Below are 22,032 nucleotides of genomic sequence, written 5' to 3'. Positions count from 1 at the left end.
GAATCGTAGATAAGTTACCGTGCACAACCCCGGATAGTTTCTATCCAGTTTTTGTCCGGGGGCGCTAGCATGCTGAGTTTCGACAAGTACTGACGGATCATTCGGCCGAAATCGTCGTTGGTTTTAGATAAGCAGAGTTCTGCAATGTCGTCTGCACGGCTTTCACTCAGGTCAATACACAGTTCTTTTAGTTCGCCAGCATCAGGGCGGTCATCTATCAAATTCGTAATGCCTGCCACCCATGCACTACAGATGCCCAACGCGGCAGTGTTCTTTCTCGGCTTCCTGAATGGCGTGCTAGTTTTCCAGACTCGCACCATTGGTTGCCGATCGCCCGGCTGCTCCTCCACCCACTTCTTGACATACCGCATGCGTGCGGACGTGTGATCTAGTCGTACCAAGGCTTCTACTGCATCGGCTGCTGCAGCCCCTCCCTCTTTTACTCGTTTTAGTAGCTGTGGTACTTCGCAGCCATACACGAGCCAGCACGGAATCCAAATCCACAGATAGAACGCAAACGCAGGAGGGATATCGTTGTCGTCGTTTGCCTCTTCTTCCATCTCAGGCAACTCCAGCAGGCTAGCAAGAGCGTCGGAGACGTCGTCAGCCTTGTCGTACGACATTGGCGTTAGGAGGCCGACCAACAAGGCGAAAAGTTCCCGCTGTGCTTCCTCCGTACCGGTTTGGGGATTTCGCAGTAGTTTCAAAAGTGCGCGTGCTTCGTCCCCCTCTTCCTCTCCGAGCAGCCCCCTGAAGAGTTGTTTTTCTAAATAGGCAGGGTGGGTATAGAACTTGAGCCAGTCGGGGTGGTCGGTTGGGGGATCGCCAGTAAACAGCCCCGTTCTTGATTGTCGATCGGCGAGGAACGCGTCAACTTCCTCCACGCTATCCATGCCAAGAAGAGCCAAGCCACTCGCCAAAAGGCTCCTCCCCTTCGCAAACTCGCTGCAAAGTGCTCGGGTGTCCCTGATTCCGTTCATTGTATTTCTTTCCTTACAGCTGTAGATATTTCAGCTCCCTACCCCTTCTACCATGCAGAAGAACCGATTATGCGTTTATTTCCTCACTAACGGCTAACAGTCCGCAGGTGGCAGGCTGGGGATTGCCAGGGTTTTGCTATTTCCTTCAAAGCAGCTTACCAACGATGAAACCAGAGTCGAGATAGCCGATGTTACAGTACATGACAGGCCTCCTGCCGTCATGTTGTCCAGCAAAATGCGTAACAGCTCGCTTTTTGCATCTTGATTTAGCATTTCGTATCCCTGTCTGTACATTTCCCGGACACGGATGTCCACTAGCGGCCGAAATGGCTCTATCAAATCATCTGAGAGGCAGAACATGTTCCCGCGGTTTGAATGCTTGAGGCCTAAGCTTGGATGTAATCCAGCTCCAACTAATGAACGACTTATTGCGGCACGAAGAATTGCATAGCCGTAATTAAGGAATCCATTGACTCCCGAGCTTTTCGGATCACGACGAAAAGGTTCGGAATCCAGGGCTTCGGAATCGTCTGCATTTAGCCAATTCGCCCAATATACCTTGGCGCCCTGAGCCTCCACATTCGTGGTATCCCCGGAACGGACTTGTCGACTCAGTGCGAGCAATTTCTTGTGAGCAGGTTGCGAGGGGCTCAGTGCACATGCCTGAGCTCTCAACTTCGCGACTATGAGTTGCTTCCAGAGTCGCTTTTTTAACGGTTGAGATGCGGCGACTTGGTCGTTAAGCCGCCATACAACTTGAGTGTGACTTGAGAGCGGCAGGAGCATTGCAAGCGGCTGATGATCGTTTCCGCATAAAATGACAACGGCATCTTCATTTGCAAGATTAGTTAGCGCTTGATGAGTATATGTCGCCTGTGGATGTGACACGACTACCACCCCCACCTCTGAACATGGCACCTGGCCGAGAAGCTCACCCTCATGTTTTAACACAAGCTGCTTGTGACGAACTGATAGATGCGCAGCTTTTTGGGAAATCTCTACAGTTCTTTTCATTGTTGTCAGCCCTAACGATTAGCAAAAGATGGCATTCCTGAAAGCCACACTTTCACATTAGTCAGCCGACATGGCGAAATCCAATGAACTACTTGTAACAAACTACTGTATGCGCACAAAAAAACGCCCCAAGAAGGGGCGTAGAAAGGTTGCGGATGAACCGCAGCGCCTTGCGAGCAAAAGCCTTACTATGATTAGTGGCAATCGCCGCTCGGATACATTACAAATATTATTGCGTGGTGTACATTTAGAGTCAACCGTCTTTTCCAGGGGGATGTGAATTGTCTGCGAAGATAGAATGTGAGCAGTTGCTTCATTATGGGCTGGGGATTGATGCCGGTTGTGGCTCGGTCGGCTGGGCCATGGTATTGCTTGATAAAGATGACAATCCGGTCGGCCTCCATTCTTTGGGAGTCCGTCGGTTTGAGGCCGGAGTCGAGGGCGACATTTCACGGGGGCGTGAGGAATCAAAATCGCAGGCCCGCCGGTTAGCACGTGGGCCTCGGCGAAATACTTGGCGTCGACAATGGAGGCTGAGTAAGGTCTTTGGTGTCCTTCAAGGGGGCGGATTGTTGCCTGTTGCTGAATCAACCGACCATGACTCTCGCCACAAACTGCTTTTATCCCTTGATAGCCAATTAGTGGACGATTTGAAACTCATTTCGGATCGTCGTACTGCACACGTCGTTCCTTATACGTTGCGCGCAAGAGCACTAGATGGCCCATTACCGCTCTATGCTTTGGGGCGAGCCTTTTACCACTTGGCACAACGTCGCGGCTTTCTTTCGAACCTCAAAGCTGGAAGGGGCGACGAGGAAACCGGCAAGGTAAAGCAAGGGATTTCACAACTAAGCAAAGATATGGAAACCTCCGGGGCGCGAACCCTGGGCGAACACTTCGCCGGACTTGATGCCGACGAGCAGCGTATTCGCCAACGATGGACTTCGCGACAGATGTACCAGGATGAATTTGAGGCTATCTGGCGGACTCAGATTAAGCACCACCCCCATGTTCTTACCCAAAAGCTAAAGGAAGAGCTTTCCGAGGCTATTTTCCACCAGCGGCCCCTTAAGTCGCAGCGACACTTAATTGGCAAATGTGATCTGGAGCCTAGACGTCGGCGAGCTGCAATCGCGAGTTTGCCGTATCAACAGTTTCGCGTACTCCAAAGGGTTAATGATCTCCGGGTAGAATCCGAGCTCGACTTGCCACGCCCACTAACCCACGACGAACGGGAGCAACTACTAATCCGCCTCACTGTCGAAGGCGACTTGAGTTGGAACGAAGTTAAGAAAACCCTCGGCCTGCGCACAACCAAGAAACAACCAGTTAAATACACATTCAATTTTGAAGGAGACGGAGAAAAAAAGTTAATTGGGAATCGTACCGCCGCTAAGTTTTCCGAAGCACTCGGGCAGCCCTGGGACGATATGGATGAACCCACTCGCACGCGTTTAGTAGATAGCGTGTTAACATTCGAGGACGAACAACCGTTGCTGCACCATCTGCAACAGCATTGGCAGTTTGGAGAGCAACAGGCCGTAGCAGTGGCAAATCTTACGCTAGAAGCTGGTTATGGAAACATATCTCGCCGGGCTATCAATAAGTTACGCCCCTTGATGGAGCAAGGCCAGGCCTACTCAACGGCTCGCCGTCAGATCTACCCCGAATCCTTCGAGGCCCGGCCCCCCGAGGAACGGCTTCCGCCCTTTTCTCAAGTAGCTCCCACTGTTCGCAATCCTACGCTAGCTCGGGCCATGGCGGAGCTTCGTAAGGTCGTCAATGCCTTAGTGGCTCAGTATGGAAAACCGCGTTTTATCCGCATTGAGCTGGCTCGCGATCTGAAGCGGTCGCGTAAAGATCGTCAGCAATTCACCGATCAACGCGACCGCAATACTAAATCTCGGGACGATGCCCGTAAACGCCTACTCGATCGAATGGGAAAGGCGGCTGGCGAACAGCTTAATAAGCCACACAATATTCTCAAAATCCGTTTGGCCGAAGAGTGCGGGTGGGTGTGCCCTTTTACGGGCCGCGGAATCGAAATGGAGACACTAGTCGGAGATTCGCCCCAATTCGATATTGAACACATCATTCCTTACAGTAAAAGCCTCGACAATTCATACATGAATAAGACGCTTTGCTATCATGAGGAAAACCGTCATGTTAAGCGGAATCAGACACCGTATCAGGCCTACCACTCAACAGAGCAGTGGGAAGATATCATTGCCAGGGTGAAGCATTTCAAAGGCAGTGCTGCCAATGCAAAGTTGGCAAAGTTCTTAGCTGATAAACTGCCCGAAATGGATGAGTTTGCCGAAAGGCAACTTAGTGATACCCGCTATCTATCTCGTGCGGCGACCGATTACTTAGCTACTTTGTATGGTGGCCGTGTTGATGGCGATGGCAAGCTACGCGTGCAAGCCTCACCCGGGCGATTAACTGCAATTCTCCGCCGGGCATGGCAATTGAATCGCATTGGTTATGGAGATCCCGAAGATGGCGACCAGAAAGACCGAGCCGACCATCGCCACCACGCTATTGATGCATTTGTGGTAGCGGTTACGACCACAGCCACCGTACATGCAGCAAATCGGGCAGCTTCACGTGCCGAGTCCTACTATGCCCGTGATCTGTTAGAAAATATCGATCTCCCCTGGGAGGGCTTTGATTGGAAAAACCTAGCCGATGCCGTGGACAATATAGTCGTGTCATCCCGTGTAAATCGAAAACTCAATGGAGGCCTTCACAAGGACACGATCTACAGTAAGACCTATGAAGTGGTTGATATCAAGAAACCCGACACGACCAAAACAGTCCATCATGTTCGGAAACCGCTCGAAGCCATGTCGCTTGGCGAAATTGAGGCCATAGTCGACCCTGCAGTTCGGCAAGCGGTGCTAGACAAGCTTGAGCGCCTTGGTGGCGATCCCAAAAAGGCATTTGCCGATCGCAACAATCATCCCTACCTGACAACCAAGAACAAACGACTCATCCCGATCCATCGAGCCCGTATTCAAACGAGCGTCACCACCATAGCCATCGGTAGGGGAAGTCGCCAACGGAGAGTAGCTGCGGGAGATAACCACCACATGGAGATTGCCGCCGTTCTTGATAAACAAGGAACCCCCAAGAAATGGGAAGGGCACATTGTCTCTCGTTTCGAAGCAGTCCGTCGACATACGGCTGGGGAACCGGTAGTGAGAAGAGATCATGGACCGGGGAAAAAGCCGGTATTCTCTCTGGCCAATGGCGAGCATGTCTTGTTGCCCGGAGAAGGGGACACCGAACCGCAAATACTCCGAGTCTCCGTAATTTCAGGCCAACAAATCGAGTTTGTGCCTCACAGCGATGCTCGTCCCATTACCATTCGAAAGAAGATACCAGGGGCTCGTATTAGGGCTTCGGTCGATAAGCTGCGCCAAATGGGGGCAATGAAGATTGCGATCTCGCCGCTGGGGAAATGGACGCCCGCTGGCGATTAGTTGGTTTTTGGGTTGCCGGAACCGATGTATCCGAGCAGCGACAGCCAATCCAACCACAGCTAAAATGTTTTCTGAGCCCTTAGTGGTTTGCTAAGACATCATTTTTTGGATGATCGCCAGCGAGCGTGCATTGCATTCTACGGTGATGATCGTAGAATGCAATGGGGACTAAAATGTTTACCAGTGCCATGGTGGTGTTGAGCCGAAACCCAAAAAGGATTTGTCATGATTGAAACTCGCAAGTCTTCCATCGCTGTGGCGCATTGGAGATGCGCAGTGAAGTCTTGCTCAAACCAGCTAGACATCAGCATGGATGAGCATTCGCACCAGGAGTACGTCGAAATACAGAGCATTCCCGACACACAGCTATCCAGTGGTCTGCGATAGCCCAAGACTTTCGGACAGCGGCGGGGGCTATTTTCTATTACGCCGCTACGGCCGGGGCGTATTCGGCTTCGAATGCTTCGGGGGTTTTATAACCGAGCGACTGGTGGAGTCGCTGGCGATTATAGAACACGTCAATGTACTTGAACACGCTCAGGCGTGCTGACTCAAGGTCGGCGTACTCATAGTGCTTCGTCCACTCATGTTTCAGACTCCAGAAGAACCTCTCGGCAACCGCGTTGTCGTAGCAGTTGCCCCGGCGGCTCATCGAACACTCGATGCCAAGTGTCTGCAAGGTCCGTTGATAGCTCTCACTCGTGTACTGACAACCGCGATCACTGTGATGCAGCAGTTCGCCAGTACGTGGTTGTCGTGACTCGATGGCTTGACGTAACGCATCGCTCACCAGCGGGGTGGCCAGCGAATGACTCATCGACCAACCTACCACCTTGCGGCTAAACAGATCAACGACGACCGCCACGTACACCCAACCAGCCAGCGTCGGCAAGTACGTGATGTCGGTCACCCATTTCTGGTTCGGACGCTCCGCATCGAAGTCCCGATCCAAGACGTTCGGCGCTTGCTGTTTGGACGGATCCGCCTTGGTCGTCGTCGGCGTGAACCGCTTACGGACTCGGCTTTTCAGGCCCATTTCTTTCATCGCAGAAGCCACCGTGTTACGACAGGCCGTCTCCAACTCCTCGTGTTGCTGGAGTTCGTGAGCGATCTTCTGGGGACCATAGATCGTGTCGCTTGCCTCGAAGACCTGCCGTACGGACTCGTGAATCTTGGCCGTCCGCTCGGAGCGTTTACTTCGCGGACGGTCGACCGAGTCGTAGTAGCCCGATCGACTGACCTGAAGGAGCTGGCACATCAGGGCCACCGGAAAGGAGTCGCGGTGCTCGCTAATCCAGGCGTACTTCATGTCGACTCCTTCGCAAAGTACGCCGTGGCTTTTTTTAGGATTTCTCGTTCCAGTTCGGTCCGCTTGAGTTGTTTGCGGAGCCGAGCGATCTCGGCTCGCATCTCCTCGACCGTGGCGTCGTCACCGCACGGCTCCGGCGGGGGAGCCAATTTGGCGTGCCAGGCCCGCAGCGTGGCATCGCATACCCCCACCGCCTCGCAGGCTGCCTTGAACGAATAACCTTCCTCAACTACCAGTCGCACCGCGTCTCGCTTGAACTCATCGCTATACGTCGGCCGCTGCCGCTTCGCTTGCTCGTCCATATTTCGGACCTCCTATGGGAACCATTATTCCGGCTCCCGCCACTGTCCGAAAGTCTTGGGTTATCGCAGTCCTAAGAATGAGATGATGGAAACTGGTTCACTAAGTCGCCTAATGCGGTTGTGTTGGTTTTTGCACAATTGCTGGAACAGTCTCTGGAATTAGCTTCGCAACTGCTGAACTCAGTGATTAGGCTAGAAGATCTGAATGGCAGGATTCTATGAGTATGGTGCCAATTCTCTATGCCCTTATCCAAGTACCGAGCTATGTGGCTGGTGGCGATGTTCGATTTGCCGGTTACCACCAAATCGGCCCGCAAGGCGTATGCCGAGTTTCGGCGGACACTGCTTGAGCGGGGGTTTACCATGCTGCAGTACTCGGTTTACGCCCGGTATTGTGTGAGCGAAGAGGCAAGCGAGACCCACCGCCGCTATTTGTCGCGGACCTTACCCAGCGAGGGTCAGGTCCGTTTTATGGCGATTACGGACCATCAATTCGGAAAAATGGAGGTCTATTTTGGAAAAAAAAGGGCCACGACCGAGCAACCTCCTGATCAAATGCTCCTTTTCTAATTGCGTTTCTCGACGTAACTGCCGGTGGGGTAGGGGGGTAGGAATCAGGTGAAATGTATCCGAGCGGCGATTCCTCACCAACCACAGCGTCCCAGAACCGGTACTCGCAGATCTACCGAATGTACCCAAGTGACACTCTCGTGGTACAGGTGCAGTCGTGTACGTTCCTCGCTTCCCCCTTTGGCTCCTCCCGATATGGCAACACCTACCAAAACCCGACAAACATTGCGTCTACTTGCAATCGCGCAAAGGGGGAAGTAAGATCAAAAGACATCGGCAAAACAAGGTGTTTTTTGAATTCGCGGGATTAGCCTCATAACCTCGAGGTCGTCGGTTCGAATCCGGCCCCCGCCACTTCAACGATCGGTACTGAAACGCACCGCTTCGCAACTTCACGCATAAGCCCAGGTCCTGCCTGGGCTTGCGTCGTTTCTGGAGTCTCAGTGCGAGAGGATGCGTGCAGGTGCTGCGTTGGTTTCTGCGCCGTTTGTGCGTCTGCTTCTGCGCTGAGGCCCGCCCCCTTGTCAAAGTCGAAGTCGGTAACCTGAAGATAGTGCTTCAGTGCCACTTTCGGCGTGTTCCCCATCCAAGCCGTTACGACATGGATCGGGTGCTCGCGGGCCAACTCTGTTTCTCGACTCGACCGCATCGATTGGAACAACTTTGGCCAGGGCGAGACCCCCTCTCGTGAGATGATCCGATTGAACTGTGTCCGAAGGTTGCAGTTTCTCCACCCTTCCGGCGAATCAGCAGACTTTCGAAGGTCGCCAGGCACGACATACTCCGCATTGGGCTCAGCCGCCTCCCATGCTTCCCGGAGTACCTCTACAAGTTCTGGAAAAAGCGGAATTGTCCGCTGTCCTTTTCCCCTGTGCTCGGTCTTCGGGGAATCGACAGTAATCCGGTTCTCCGGCCAGTTGATAGCCGCCCAGCGGAGCGAAAGGACTTCGCTCGGGCATCGCAGCCCTCCGTATCGGCTCAGCGCGATAATCAGGCGCCAAGTCAGGTCCGATGAGGCTATTAGTTTGTCGGTTACTTCACGCGTGACAAAATGTTGCCGCTCCACTGGTTGAACGGCGATAGCGGATACTCCAGCGAAGGGATTCTCTGACACGATGTTCCTTCGTACGGCGTCGCGAAAGATCATTCGTACTACTTGCAGTCGTTTGTGAACCGTAGTCGGCGCCAAGCCTTGCTCGATCAAGTAGAGTTTGAAGTCCTCAGCGTCTCCCTCATCGATGTTAGCCATATCACGTTGCTTGCCGAAGCACTTCGTGAGGTTATTGATCGCATGTCGCCAGATGACCCTGGTAGCGGGCTTTACATCGGTCCTTCGTTCGACGTAGGCAGTAAGGTACTCATCAAGTTGAGCACGTTGTTGTTGCTCAGGGGGCTCAATCAAGCCGACCCGAGCCAGCTTGTCTGCCAACCCCCCGCGGCCGAGTTCCGCAACCCACCGGGCGGTGTCATTGTCCAAGGCGTAGCCCATCGTCTTGGACGCGACTAACTGCTCAATCCGGAATTTCACCTGTTCAGCGGCACGCAGAGTCACCTTGCCCAAATAAATCGTGCGTCTCGTTTGTTTCTGAAAGGGGTCCACAAACTGGACACGACGCTTGCCACTCCTATCGGTTGTTACACTTGCCATTTACTCAGCTCCTTGAAATATGTTCTATCGATCTAATTCTTGTTAAGCGTGTTGGTCAGGTGTCGACGTTGACAAAACCGCCTGTATATCGGGGAACGGGGTAATTGTGTCAGCAGGACAGGAGTCTGTGAGCACAAAAGCTCTTGTGGGGCGTCCGCCTTTCTGTCCAGGAGGTTTAATCTCCCAGCTTCCTAATCCTCCATCAACTAGTTTTCCGAGGGATTGCTTTGCCGAATCAGCGTTGGCCCATTGTCGCGAACCACGCATTAGTTCTCGTGGGGTGGTGATTGCCAGATTGTGCTCCTCTTGGAACAAGCTGTTGATTTGGTGCGAGTCCTTGGTCGCATCCCTACAGCCGTGTGGAGTGGCGGGCGCCTTCTGTCCCGTGCGACGCGGGAACACAGCGAGGCCGTGTTTGTTCGCGTAAAATTGTGCGGCTTCCACGACACTTGTTAACACAACCTCGGCGTTCTGTGATTCTTGAGGAGTTGTGTAAATGTCGACCGGTAGGGGCTCTTGGATCGTCAGGTCGCGCATTTGGCACCTCCTTCCGACGAAGCAGATACAAGGCGGTGGAGTTCCGCGACAGAGTACCGTACAGAGCGACCGAGCCGGACACAGGTGATCTCACCGCTTGCGGTCATAGTCCACAGTTTCCGTGGACTGATCGACAGGGCTTCAGAGGCCTGTTTGGGGCTCAAAAGGGTTGGCGGAGCCAGTTCCCTCCCAATCTGGTAGGGATTTGAAAGACATGCGGGGGAGTTCATATTACTCATTCCTAAAAAGGGGGAAATTGGCGACACACGTCGCCTCCACCCTTGAGCGGTCACGAGCAATCGGAGACGATCTCGAACAGCATGGTGTGCTGTAAGTTCTTGCGGGGTAATGGTTTAGGGGGAATTGGAAAAAACTTTGCCGGTCACGTAAGAAGTTGTGACCGGTCACAGGGACTACCTGAAATGCAGAGTCCACTTGTTATGCGAGACGTGTGTTTTACTTTGTTTGTTCCATTTTCTTATACGCTTCGAGCTTTTTCCAAGCGTCGGTTTTGTGGACCGTTCCTTTTGCGCAACCGATTAGATCGGCCCAGCCCTGGAGTGATAATTGCCGTGCTCGATCGTGGTCCTTCGAGATCATGGCCCACATCTTCCTGTTCACATTGAGTTTGGAGTTCTTGCGGCGAGTCCCGACGCCTTTTGTGGCAGCCGGCCGACTCGCTTTCGTCGCGGTTTGGGCCCATTGCCCGAAGTCCAAGGACCTTGGATCGCGTACATACGATGGGTGTTGGCTGAAGTCGACATTACTTTGTCGTAGCTGGTTCTGTACCCACACCATCAATCCCTGTGGACAGTGTTTCAACTCATCGCCAAATAGCTCGACCCATCTTTGCACCCATCTCACGTCCGACCAGAGCTCTGAGAGCCACAGTCTGTCCGCCATATTTACATCAAGCAGGTGGATGAAGCCATTTCCTAACCGCAGCCATAGTCGGTCGACAGAGTTTGCGAGCTGATGTCGAAGGGGGCTGTCGACCGTGTTTTCGAGCCAAGACTGAAGTGTGGCGTTCAGGTCGCGTAAATCATCAGCAAGCATCTCATAGGCTAGCGGAATGAGCGACGACTTCTCGGTGTCGAGCTGTTTAAGGGCTTCCTTTTCACGCTTGAATCGCAAGTCAACTAAGCTCTTAACAATGGTGTTCTTGAGTTCGTTGCGTTTCCACCACTCATCTGCAGCGTCAATGGTGAGCAAATGCTCCGCGCCCTCTTGGACGATATGCAGCCGCCTCGGCCCTGGTTCACACCATAAATCGACATCTCCTTTATGTTCGTATACTTCAACAGTTTGGGTTATCCACGATTGGGCGTCGTCCAGATCACATGGAGCAACGGGGTCGTCCTCTTCATAGCACCACCCCGAGATTGAGGTGTCAACGAGAACTTCGATACTCCATGGAAAAACTTCGTCATTGACGTGCGAGTCGAAGAGTTGCAGGAACAATAGACCATCGAATAATTGGTTCGCGGCATGAATAGGATCGATAGGCTTCTGCTTGCTAGCCCGATCTTCTACGTCGTTCAGCAACTGAATGACGTGATCACAAAAGATTGCGGACCAATCGGAACGGATTTCAGATGCTTGTCGATTTGGCACTTTGAGCCTCCATTCATCTTGGACTCCATAATGTAACGCATAGGAGTCACTCCCATCACTTCGCGCCTGCCTGGAAAATAATAGAAGAAGTCAGGGGTGCACGTCGATTGGTTAGTATACCTCTCAGTGTCGAATTTTTCGCTCTCGATCAGCACCTTCACAAGGCGAAATCTGGTGAAGGGGCATGACGGGCGTAGGGAGCGGAAAAATGGAAGTGAAAACGAGTGGCTCGGCCAGGTGTTTGTGATGTGTTCCGGTCGACCGGGCCAGCTGCTGGCCAGTCAATGAGCACTAGTACGTCGTCCCGGAAGTCATTTCCTATAGAGTTCAGGGAAGACGCGTTTGGCGTCTTTTCGATGGAAGGTCCAATTGATTTTGATTTTCTTCCGATTGCGGTCGCGTGAACAGTGGGAGAGTTCGCTTTGAACCTTGTCGAGCGAAGCCAACCGACGTCCCAGGCATTGTCGCTGTATGGCCGAGATTTCGATCTCGGCCATGTTGAGCCAACTGGCATGCTTGGGGGTAAAATGCCACACAATCCGCTCCAGCATTGGCCGAGCCGCCTCCTCGCCAAAGGTTTCGATCAACGACTTCTCGTTGTGCGTGTTGAGGTTGTCCATCACCAGATGAACCCGCTCTGCGTCGGGATAGCGCTTCAAGAGGTCGCGGACGAACCGGGCGAAGTCGGCTCGCTTGCGGTGACGCTTGGCCTGAACGAATCGCTTGCCCGCCTTCGGCTCGACCGCCACGAACACGCTGCAGGTTCCGCAGCGGCGGTACTCGTAGTCCTGCTTCGCGATCTTGCCGGGTGCCGCGGGCTCGGGCGGCCGCGCGTCGTCGACCCTCTGATAGGGCTGCTCGTCGAGGCAGACGACCGGCTCGTTCGGGTCGAGCGGCTTCTCGTACTGCTCGAGGACGTCCTCCATCCGCTCACAGAACTCGTCGTTCAGCTTGGGCACGCACCAAGTTTTTTTCGCCACGGCTTCAGGTCGTGTTCCTTGAGCCACAGCGAGACCTCCGTCACGCTGAGCGAATCGACGAAGCCTTCCTTCACCGCGTGCTCGCACAACAATTCCAGCGTCCAGCGAGCCCGTCCCTCGGGCGGCTCGCTGCACGCCAGGGCGATTACCTGTTGCTGCTGCCGCTTGGTGAACTCTGGGGGGCGGCCCGAGCGAGGCGCATCGTACACCGCCCGCTGGACGCCCTCTTCGCAGAACCGCTTTCGGACGGCTCGGACGTTGCGCGTCGTGCAGCCCACATGCTCGGCGATCTCTTCGTCGGTGCATCCCGAGTCCGATTTCAATAATATCTGGCAGCGACGCACCACTTGCGCCGCGCGGGCGCCTGAGCGTGCTAGCTGCTCCAAACCTCCACGGGCCTGGTGGTCCAGGCAAACAATGTGCTTTTTCATTCCGCAGCATATAGCAGCGGAATGGATTTCAGGAAAGACGTACTAGTACTGCATCATCAGGTTCTTGCAACCCTTGTATTCGACTATGGAGACCTTGATTCTCCACCCAAGAGGGTTTGCACGAGAATCGATCGAGTTGAGTGTTCTAAGAGTGTTGGAGTGTTCGTCGCGTGGCTTCAAATCTTGGCCACCTTTGAATTGAGAGTAATTGTACAGGTAATGCAAGTTCTGGACGGGGGCTGGGGCCAAGTATGTTGAGCCCGGTCCACTACAATCGAGATACATAAGGGGTCGGGAGGACGTTCACTGCCCATTCGAAGCCGGGAGAATCTGCTACAATCTTCTCGCACATTCCGCTGGCGTGTTGCGGCCTGACCAAGCCGACTTTGTTGGCCAAGGAATAGTGTACCAATTTAGAAGAGCTACTTGGGTCCACCGAATAGCCGAAAGACGCGTCTCGCACTGCAATCGTGGTGTTTTTGGGGCAGTGAAGTGGTCTGTTCGTGCCAGAAACTGTGTGAATGCCCCGAGTAGCCAACAATCCGGGCAATCGACTGTCAGTTTCATCTTTTCCCCCGAATTCACCAGGGGCTGCGAAGTCGCTAGTACAAGGACCGCTGAATTCGCACGAACAGCTTCAGTGTTCAAGATGACCTCTGCGTTGCCGAGAGGGATCCAGTACTGATAATGAAGATGGTGCCGTGACGGTGTGAAGTGAAAGGCGACGAGGTTGTCTGGGAGGTGCTACCGCGCAGTGCCTGATTTTGGTATTGTTGTTCAGTCATCGTAAGCCAAATCCAGCTGGTCGATTGGAATTGCAAACAAAACCTATTTGGAAGGATTCTTGTGGATGGAGGCGGCGGAGCGACTCGGCGTCGCTCCGAACGAGTTGCGGAGCTGGGAACGCAGCGGCAAGATCGTCTGGTCGTATCGCACCGTGAGCGGCTACTTCGTGTGCACCATGCCGCTGCTCGATGACTGCTGGGGGGATTACAAACAGAGGCCAGCCGCCCTGGAAGCTCAGCAAACTGATGTGGCACTGGCATGCCAGACACTCCCTTTTCCGTAATTTCCACGAAAAATTCTGCACTCACTTTGAGGTGGCTCGATGGATGTCTTCGACCTTCACAAGCATGTGGTCGACGACTATGCGAATTATACCAACAGCTTCATTCGCATCTCGGACGAACGTATCGCCAAAGCAGTGCAGCAGGATATCTCAGAGGGCCTGCTCTGGCCTGAACCCCTGTTGCAACTCAACCCGTCGTTTGCTTCAGGCAAGCGGATTGATCAGCTCATTTCCGAAGGTCTGCTGCACGAGGACTGCGGCCGCATCTTCCGTATCAAGCGAGACGATAATGATATGGGTCGCGAGCTAAGGCTTCACATCCACCAGGAACAAGCCATTCGCAAAGCAGCCGCTGGCGAGCCCTACGTACTTACGACTGGTACCGGCTCGGGAAAAAGCCTTTCCTACATTGTCCCTATCGTAGACCACGTACTTCGTTCCGGGAGCGGGAGTGGCATCAAGGCCATCGTTGTCTACCCGATGAATGCATTAGCGAACAGCCAACGCGAGGAACTAGATAAGTTCCTCACGCGTGGATTTGGGGAAGGCCAGCAGCTGGTGACCTTCGCTCGCTACACCGGACAAGAGGGCGAACAAGAACGGGAACGAATTCTCAATCACCCACCAGACATCTTGCTCACGAACTATGTGATGCTGGAACTCATCCTGACCCGCATCGAAGAGCGTCGACTCGTCGAGCAGGCACGCACGCTACGTTTTCTCGTGTTCGATGAACTGCACACATACCGGGGAAGGCAGGGAGCGGACGTGGCAATGCTCGTCCGCCGTTGCCGCGAAGCTTTTCAAAGCCAATCGATGCGATGCGTGGGGACTTCGGCCACGATGGCCTCGACTGGCGACTCGGTCGAACAGGCCCGCGTCGTCGCCACGGTTGTCTCGCAGATTTTCGGTGAGGAAGTCCCGACTGAAAACGTCATCGGAGAGACGCTCCGCCGCACCACGAACGAGTATGATTTCCAATCCCCCGATATTGTCTCCCGCCTTCAAGCGACCATCGAGTCCCCATCTAAACCAGACACGGAGTACGACGCTTTCCGTGAGCAGCCGCTCGCTTCATGGATTGAAGAGACCTTCGGACTGAGGAGAGAAGAGGGGACTGATAAGCTGGTCCGGCAAACGCCACAACCCTTGAAAGGTGATACCGGCGTCGCCACCAAGCTTGCCGAGCTGACCGGCTGCAATGTTGAGGCCTGCGAGGCTGCTTTGCAGACCTATCTGTATGCGGGGAGCGAATGCCGCGACCCCGAAACGAACTTTCCCGTGTTTGCGTTCCGCCTTCATCAATTCATTACGCGTGGCGATACGGCATGGGCATCACTGGAAAGCGAGGACGAACGCATCATCACTTTACGCGGCCAGCAATTTGTGCCGGGTGACCGGAACAAAGTCTTGCTCCCACTAGTCTTCTGTCGGCACTGTGGGCATCCCTACTATCGAGTCGACCGACCTACTCACGGCCAAGAGAGCCCCGTTGTTCCACGAGAAGACTTTGGCCGCACCGTAAGTGTTAACGTTGAATCAGGATACCTCTATCTCTCAGCGACGAACCCCTGGCCCGAAGACGCCGCCGAGTGGGTCAGCCGGGTACCGGAGGACTGGGTAGAACAGCGACGGGGTGGTCCCGTAATCAAGCGAAACAAACCGGTCCCGGAATTGATGTCGCTGGGTACCACTGGCGAACCAGAGCCCAATGGCCTGCGGGTCGCATTTGTCAAAGCCCCCTTTCAGTTTTGTCTCAATCCAGAATGTGGAGTGGCTTACAACGCTCGTCAGAGTTCCGATGTTTCGAAACTTGCCACTATTGGGGTGGACGGGCGAAGCACCGCTACAACCATTCTCGCCCTTTCGACCATACTCAAGCTGCGGGTCGACGAGTCGCTCGACTCGGAAGCCAAAAAGCTTTTGAGCTTCACCGACAACCGCCAAGACGCGTCCCTGCAGGCAGGTCACTTCAACGACTTTGTGGAAGTTGGGCTTATTCGTTCGGCTCTCTATCGAGCGATGACGAGAATCGGCGAAGAAGGCTTACGATACGACGATTTGGTCCACCACGTGGAAAGGGCACTGGACCTCCCAGCACACCTCTTCGCCAACGACCCCGAATTACGCGGCCCCGCTCTCGAAGAATCGCGACGGGCACTACGTTCGGTGCTGGCCTACTACCTCTATCGAGACCTGGAGCGTGGCTGGCGGGTTACTTCACCAAACCTTGAGCAATGTGGCCTGCTCTTTATTGACTATCTGGCACTCGACGAGGTGGCTGCCGACAAAGAGACATGGGAATCGCCTAACTCCCACGCGGTGCTTGCCGCTGCTTCGGTCGAGCAACGGATAAAAGTGATTCGCGTTCTTCTCGACCACTTGCGAAGAAGCCTCATCATCAAGGAGGACTCGCTAAACTTCAACTACCAGGAACGCATTAGCGACCAAAGTCGCCAACGTCTCCGCGAGCCGTGGGTGATTGAAATCGCTGGCGACATGGTGAAGGCAGGAGTGGCGTGGCCACGCTCTCGCATGGACCGCGAGAGACAGGAGGACTTGTGCATCTCACCACGCAGTAACTTTGGGCAGCTACTGAAACGGGAGCTACCCAACCTGGGAGAATCTTTGCGACTTGAAGACCTGGGGGACATCATCCTCGCGTTGTTCCGTTGTCTCAAGCCTTGGGGATTGGTCGAAGAGGTTCGCTCACCTCGTGACGGAAGTCAAGTTCCGGGGTACCAACTTCCCGCTTCGGTAATGCAGTGGAAGCCAGGCGATGGTTCACAGCCGATGTTCGACCCGCTTCGCATTACGCATCAGAGCGAGACCGACAACACGGGCAACGACTACTTCACCGAGCTGTACAAGAGTTTTGCCGATTTGGGCTCGGGGCTCGAAGGTCGCGAGCACACGGCACAAGTGCAGGCGGATGTTCGGCAGGAGCGAGAAGAGCAGTTCCGCCGTGCGGAGCTACCGATTCTGTTCTGTTCGCCAACGATGGAACTCGGCGTCGACATCGCTCAATTGAACGTCGTCAATATGAGGAATGTCCCGCCGACCCCTGCCAACTATGCCCAGCGGAGCGGACGAGCGGGCCGCGGTGGACAACCCGCGTTGGTCTACACATACTGCTCTGGCTTCAGCCCTCACGACAAGTACTACTTCCGGCATCCAGAGCGGATGGTCGCCGGAGCGGTTACCGCCCCGCGGCTCGACCTGTTGAATCGTGATTTGGTGGAGGCTCACGTCCATGCTACCTGGCTCTCGGAGGCCAAACTCAATCTCGGCACGACGCTCGCTGAACTTCTCGTTGTGAGTGAGGAAGACTTGTCACTCCCGCTCAACGATAGAACCAAGGAGGTCTTGGTAGACGCTGGTCCGAAATTGCGTGCCCAGCAGAGAGCCAGGAGATTGCTGGAGAGCATCGGGCCGGAACTCCGCGACGCTCCCTGGTATCGCGACGACTGGCTTGACGATGTGCTCACTAGGTTACCGCAGCGATTTGATGAAGCCTGCAATCGCTGGCGAAGCCTCTACAAAGCGGCCGTCCAGCAACGCCAGCACCAGAACCGTATTATTGGCGACCATTCACGCACCCAAATCGACCGTGACCGAGCCAAGCGGCTGCGTGCTCAAGCCGAGACGCAAATCGCTCTACTCACCAACTCGCAGAACGCTTTCGAAGGAGACTTTTACAGCTACCGCTATTTCGCCAGCGAAGGCTTCTTACCCGGATACAACTTCCCTCGTCTTCCGCTTTCGGCATTCATACCAGCTCGGCGGGGCCGACGAGGTAAAGATGAATTTCTTTCGAGGCCACGATTTCTTGCTATTTCGGAATACGGTCCGCGAGCAGTTATCTACCACGAGGGCTCCCGCTACCGCATCAACAAGGTGAACCTCGCCTTTGATGAGGATTCGCAGGAAATCACGCAGTACGTGATGAAGGTTTGTTCCGACTGTGGGTATGGGCATTTCATCGAGAGCGGGCCCGGCGTCGACAACTGTGAGAATTGCGGACGACCTTTAGAACCGACCGACGAGATTCGCGACATGGTTCGGCTGCAAAACGTCACCGCCAAACGTGCGGACCGCATCACATCAGACGAAGAAGAGCGGCAACGAGTGGGCTACGAGATTCGTAGCACCTTCCGCTTTTCTACTGTCAACGGCGAGCCAGACTTCCGCAAAGCGGAAGTCAAAATAGGCGAGGGTCGAGTCGCGACGATGAGGTATGGGGATGCGGCGGAGATTTGGCGAATCAACGTGGGGTGGCGAAAGCGAAGGCACGAGAACGAGCATGGCTTCCTGCTCGATGTCGAGCGGGGCTATTGGGCCAGCAATCGGGACGTGGAGGACAACGACACCGAAGACCCGATGAATCAAGCCCGCGTGAAGCGGGTCGTTCCCTACGTGCAAGACAATCGCAACGCCCTTACTTTTGAGTTGGAGACTCGCCAGAACGTGGAGTTCATGGCGACGTTGCAGGCTGCTATCAAGCAGGGCATCCAGCAGGTCTATCAGCTGGAACCCAACGAACTGGCCGTCGACCCGCTGCCGAGCCCCGACGACCGACGGATTCTGTTCTTCTATGAAGCCTCCGAGGGGGGTGCGGGGGTTCTCCGCCAGGTTGCCGAGGAACCGAACGCACTCGCCGAAGTGGCCCGTGCTGCGTTGAACGTCTGTCACTTCAACCCGGAAACCGGTGAAGACGAAGGGGGCGACGACTGCGAAGCAGCCTGTTACGACTGCTTACTCGAATATGGAAATCAGCCCGACCATCGTAGCATCGACCGGTCACTTGTCGCGAACCTTCTACTTGAGCTGACTCAGGCGGTGACCGAGGTCTCGGGTTCCCGACGCACACGGGCGGACCACCTCGATGAACTTATGCGAGCATGCGACTCGCAACTGGAACGACGCTGGCTGCAGCAGGTGCATCAATCGCAGCTCCGTTTGCCGACGCATGCACAGCACCTTATTTCTTCGTGCTCTACCAGGCCCGACTTCTATTACAACGGGGTGAACACGGTGGTTTACATTGACGGCCCCGTCCACGACGAGCCTGACCAAAAAGCAGAAGACGAAGCTATCACCGACCGGCTGATGGATGCCGGTTACCTCGTCATTCGGTTCCACCATGCGGCCGATTGGAATGCCATTTTCGACCAGTATGCCGATGTCTTCGGCCAGCGGAGGGGAGTCTGATGTCAACAACCTTTCCCCCAGGAGCCTTGGTGAAGGCACGTGGTCGAGAATGGGTCGTCTTGCCCGACTCGGGCGACGAGGTTCTGCTGGTGCGTCCCATCGGCGGCTTGGACGATGAGGTAGTTGGAATCTGTCGAGCTATCGAACCGGTAGACTCGGCGAGTTTCTCGCTGCCGGACCCAACTAAACCGGGCGACTTCAATTCTTGCCGATTGCTGCGTGACGCGGCTCGTCTCTCCACCCGTTCGGCCGCCGGTCCCTTCCGTAGTTTCGGCAAGATAGCTGTCGACCCGCGGCCCTATCAGCTAGTACCACTTTTGATGGCAATGCGGCTCGACCCGGTGCGGCTCCTCATTGCGGATGACGTCGGTATTGGTAAGACCGTTGAGTCCTGCCTCATTGCCAAGGAGCTGCTAGAGCGAGGGGAAGTAACGCGGCTCGCTGTTCTCTGCCCGCCCCACCTGGCCGAGCAGTGGCAAAAAGAAATGGCGGAGAAGTTCCATATCGACGCCGAGCTGGTACTTAGCTCCACGGTGCAACGACTCGAACGGGGACTGCAACCAGGCGAGTCCATCTACCAGCGGTACCGGCACATCATTGTATCGACCGACTTTATCAAGTCGCACCGACGACGTGACGACTTCATTCGCGAGTGTCCCGAACTGGTCATCGTCGACGAAGCCCACACCTGCACATTGACCGGCCGCGTAGGCCAGGCACGCCAGGCGAGGCACGAGCTTATCAAAGCGGTCTCCGAATCGGACGACCGAAACCTCATTCTCGTGACCGCTACTCCGCACAGTGGTAACGAAGACGCATTTCGCTCTCTGCTGTCGCTTATCGACCCCAAGTTTCGCGAACTACCGCACGACTTGGAGTCCGACTCACGTTCATCGGTTCGTGCCGAGCTAGCCAAGCACCTGGTCCAACGGCTTCGCGGCAACGTCATTGAGATGGATAAGAAGCTGGAAACCGACACCTCGTTCCCCGAGCGGGAAGACGCTGAAGAGAGCTACAAGCTCAGCGAACCGTACAAGAAGCTCTTTCGCAAAGTGCTTGATTTCGCCAGCGAGCTGGTGAGCGATGAGTCGGGCAGCAAGAAGAACCATCGTGTCCGTTGGTGGTCCGCTCTCGCACTGCTTCGGGCCATGGCGTCGAGTCCCGCTGCAGCTGCTGCAACACTTCGCAATCGTGCTGCCACAGCCGATGCAGAAGACGAAGCCGACGTGGAAGAGTTGGGCCGCAGAGCGGTGCTCGACCAGGAAGAACTCGAAATCACCGAGGTCTTCGACATGACGCCCGGCGGTGCTCCTGCTGATGCGGAAGAAACCGCGACAAGCGAACGCCTCAAGCGACTTGCTCGCGAGGCAGAAAAACTATCTGGCAAAGACGACGCCAAATTGCAGAAGGCAATCAAGCTCATCAAGAAGATTGTCAAGGACGGCTACAACCCGATTATCTTTTGCCGCTTCATCGATACAGCTGATTATATCGCTGCTCAATTACGCGATGCACTCGGCAAAGTTGAGGTAGCGTCGGTCACCGGTACGCTTCCCCCCAAGGAACGCGAGGACCGCATTGAGAAACTAGGAGAGCATGAGCAGCGGGTCCTCGTTTGTACTGACTGCCTTAGCGAAGGCGTTAACCTGCAGACGCTCTTTGATGCTGTGGTCCATTACGACCTCTCTTGGAATCCAACTCGGCACGAGCAACGCGAAGGACGTGTCGACCGTTTCGGACAGTCGAAAGATAAGGTGCGCGTGCTCACGTACTTCGGTGTCGACAACCAAATCGATGGCGTCGTGCTCGACGTCCTGCTGCGAAAGCACAAGAAAATAAAAAGCGACCTCGGCATCTCGGTTGCCGTTCCCGGCAGCAGCGAGGAAGTCATCAAAGCCTTGTTCGAGGGGATGGAACTCCGCGGCGGTTCTGAACCGACGCAGCAGCTTTTCCTGCCGGGCCTCGACCCCATTAAGAGCGAACTGCACGCCAAGTGGGAGGACGCTCGCGAGACCGAAAAACGCTCTCGCTCTCGCTTCGCTCAACACGCCATTAAAACCGAGGAGGTCAAAGCCGAACTCGATGCCATTCGCGAGGCGATTGGGGCGGGACCAACGGTGCAGCGATTTGTTCACGATGTGCTTCACCTGGCAGGCGTGCCTCTCTCGCAGAAACCCAAAGAGTGCGTCCAAGTCGCCGTCTCCAACGAAACCCCTCGTGCTCTACGTCACGCCATTGGCAGAGACAACGACTTCTTGGGTAGGTTTGACCTCCCCGTCGATGAAGGAGTGCTTTACCTCAGTCGCACGCACCCCATCGTCGAAGGACTCGCTTCCTACACGCTGGAGACCGCTCTCGACGACGTTCAAGCCGAAGGGGAACGCGTTATCGCTCGCCGTTGTGGAGTCACCAGAACCGATGGCGTCACCGAGAAAACCTCACTATTAGTTGTGCGACTCCGTTATCACTTGAAGGTGAAACGGCGAAGCACCACTTCCACAGAGACGCAGGATGCTCCGCTTTTGGCCGAGGAGGTGCTGACGCTTGCGTTCACTGGTTCCCCCAGCGAGCCGCAGTGGCTTTCCGAGGAGGAGTCCAAGAGTTTGCTGGACATGAAGCCAACCGGGAACCTTCCCGAGAACCTCGTCAAGCAGCAACTCGACCGGTTCATCGGTACGGTCGATTCCCTACGCGACCGGCTCGATGACGTTGTGACCTCACGGTCTGAAGCCCTGAAGGACGCCCATACCCGCATCCGCAAGTCAGCCAAGATGACCGGCAGCGTGGAGGTTACTCCGACTGGCGAAGTCGACATCCTCGGCTGCTTCATCCTGCTCCCCGAAGAGAACTGACCCAAGGCAAGACTCGCCCCCGTAGGAAAA

15 protein-coding genes are annotated in these 22,032 nt (G+C 55.0%); 5 read left to right on the top strand and 10 right to left on the bottom strand.

Going from position 1 to position 22,032, the window contains the following annotated elements; translation table 11 throughout:
* Positions 1–14 precede the first annotated feature (14 nt).
* Positions 15–980 (bottom strand): hypothetical protein, encoded by a 966-nt coding sequence (locus Pan181_RS14130; RefSeq protein WP_145247436.1) that lies wholly within the window; start codon positions 978–980, stop codon positions 15–17.
* A 93-nt stretch (positions 981–1,073) separates the two neighbouring features.
* Positions 1,074–1,994, bottom strand: coding sequence for a type II CRISPR-associated endonuclease Cas1 (cas1, locus tag Pan181_RS14125; RefSeq protein ID WP_145247434.1), 921 nt, complete (start codon positions 1,992–1,994; stop codon positions 1,074–1,076).
* A 281-nt stretch (positions 1,995–2,275) separates the two neighbouring features.
* On the opposite strand from cas1, the gene cas9 reads away from it, so the two are divergent.
* Positions 2,276–5,479 carry a type II CRISPR RNA-guided endonuclease Cas9 gene (cas9, locus tag Pan181_RS14120; RefSeq protein ID WP_145247432.1) on the top strand — a complete coding sequence of 1,068 codons (3,204 nt, stop codon included), beginning with the start codon at positions 2,276–2,278 and terminating at the stop codon, positions 5,477–5,479.
* Between the two features lie 424 nt (positions 5,480–5,903).
* Here the strand turns inward: cas9 and Pan181_RS14115 are convergent, their stop codons facing one another.
* A complete protein-coding gene (locus Pan181_RS14115) occupies positions 5,904–6,788 on the bottom strand; it encodes an IS3 family transposase (protein WP_145247430.1) in 885 nt (294 codons plus the stop codon).
* Positions 6,785–7,090 carry a transposase gene (locus tag Pan181_RS14110; RefSeq protein WP_145245198.1) on the bottom strand — a complete coding sequence of 102 codons (306 nt, stop codon included), beginning with the start codon at positions 7,088–7,090 and terminating at the stop codon, positions 6,785–6,787. The genes Pan181_RS14115 and Pan181_RS14110 overlap by 4 nt, the downstream gene beginning before the upstream one ends.
* Positions 7,091–7,330: 240 nt before the next feature.
* Here Pan181_RS14110 and cas2 point away from each other — a divergent pair, with 240 nt between their 5' ends.
* Complete coding sequence (gene cas2, locus Pan181_RS14105; protein WP_231943594.1) at positions 7,331–7,660, top strand: CRISPR-associated endonuclease Cas2; 330 nt, start codon at positions 7,331–7,333, stop codon at positions 7,658–7,660.
* Between the two features lie 313 nt (positions 7,661–7,973).
* Here cas2 and Pan181_RS14100 read toward each other — a convergent pair whose 3' ends face one another.
* The 6 genes from Pan181_RS14100 to Pan181_RS14075 form a co-directional block, all read right to left on the bottom strand.
* On the bottom strand, positions 7,974–9,308 hold the full coding sequence (locus Pan181_RS14100) for a tyrosine-type recombinase/integrase (protein WP_145247428.1): 1,335 nt from the start codon (positions 9,306–9,308) through the stop codon (positions 7,974–7,976).
* A gap of 42 nt (positions 9,309–9,350) precedes the next feature.
* On the bottom strand, positions 9,351–9,845 hold the full coding sequence (locus Pan181_RS27040) for a bifunctional DNA primase/polymerase (protein ID WP_145247427.1): 495 nt from the start codon (positions 9,843–9,845) through the stop codon (positions 9,351–9,353).
* The gene (locus tag Pan181_RS26795) at positions 9,833–10,075 is read right to left on the bottom strand and encodes a helix-turn-helix domain-containing protein (RefSeq protein ID WP_145252219.1); all 243 of its coding nucleotides are present in this window, start codon (positions 10,073–10,075) and stop codon (positions 9,833–9,835) included. Before Pan181_RS26795 ends, Pan181_RS27040 begins: the two co-directional genes overlap by 13 nt.
* Positions 10,076–10,301: 226 nt before the next feature.
* On the bottom strand, positions 10,302–11,459 hold the full coding sequence (locus Pan181_RS14085; RefSeq protein WP_145247426.1) for a hypothetical protein: 1,158 nt from the start codon (positions 11,457–11,459) through the stop codon (positions 10,302–10,304).
* A 311-nt stretch (positions 11,460–11,770) separates the two neighbouring features.
* A complete protein-coding gene (locus Pan181_RS14080; protein WP_145244957.1) occupies positions 11,771–12,418 on the bottom strand; it encodes an IS630 family transposase in 648 nt (215 codons plus the stop codon).
* Complete coding sequence (locus Pan181_RS14075; RefSeq protein ID WP_145244956.1) at positions 12,406–12,870, bottom strand: helix-turn-helix domain-containing protein; 465 nt, start codon at positions 12,868–12,870, stop codon at positions 12,406–12,408. The genes Pan181_RS14080 and Pan181_RS14075 overlap by 13 nt, the downstream gene beginning before the upstream one ends.
* 832 nt (positions 12,871–13,702) lie before the next feature.
* Between Pan181_RS14075 and Pan181_RS14070 the strand changes: the two genes are divergently transcribed.
* Genes Pan181_RS14070 through Pan181_RS14060 form a run of 3 tightly spaced genes read left to right on the top strand, consistent with a single transcriptional unit; the run spans position 13,703 to position 22,002 of the window.
* The gene (locus Pan181_RS14070; RefSeq protein ID WP_145247425.1) at positions 13,703–13,939 is read left to right on the top strand and encodes a hypothetical protein; all 237 of its coding nucleotides are present in this window, start codon (positions 13,703–13,705) and stop codon (positions 13,937–13,939) included.
* 39 nt (positions 13,940–13,978) lie between these two features.
* A complete protein-coding gene (locus Pan181_RS14065) occupies positions 13,979–19,150 on the top strand; it encodes a DEAD/DEAH box helicase (RefSeq protein WP_145247424.1) in 5,172 nt (1,723 codons plus the stop codon).
* On the top strand, positions 19,150–22,002 hold the full coding sequence (locus Pan181_RS14060; RefSeq protein WP_145247423.1) for a helicase-related protein: 2,853 nt from the start codon (positions 19,150–19,152) through the stop codon (positions 22,000–22,002). Before Pan181_RS14065 ends, Pan181_RS14060 begins: the two co-directional genes overlap by 1 nt.
* Positions 22,003–22,032: the final 30 nt, after the last annotated feature.

It is taken from the genome of Aeoliella mucimassa, assembly GCF_007748035.1.
GTDB classification, from domain to species: Bacteria; Planctomycetota; Planctomycetia; order Pirellulales; family Lacipirellulaceae; genus Aeoliella; species Aeoliella mucimassa.
The sequence above is the reverse complement of the archived record's forward strand: the minus strand, read 5'-3'. Positions and strand labels throughout refer to the sequence as shown.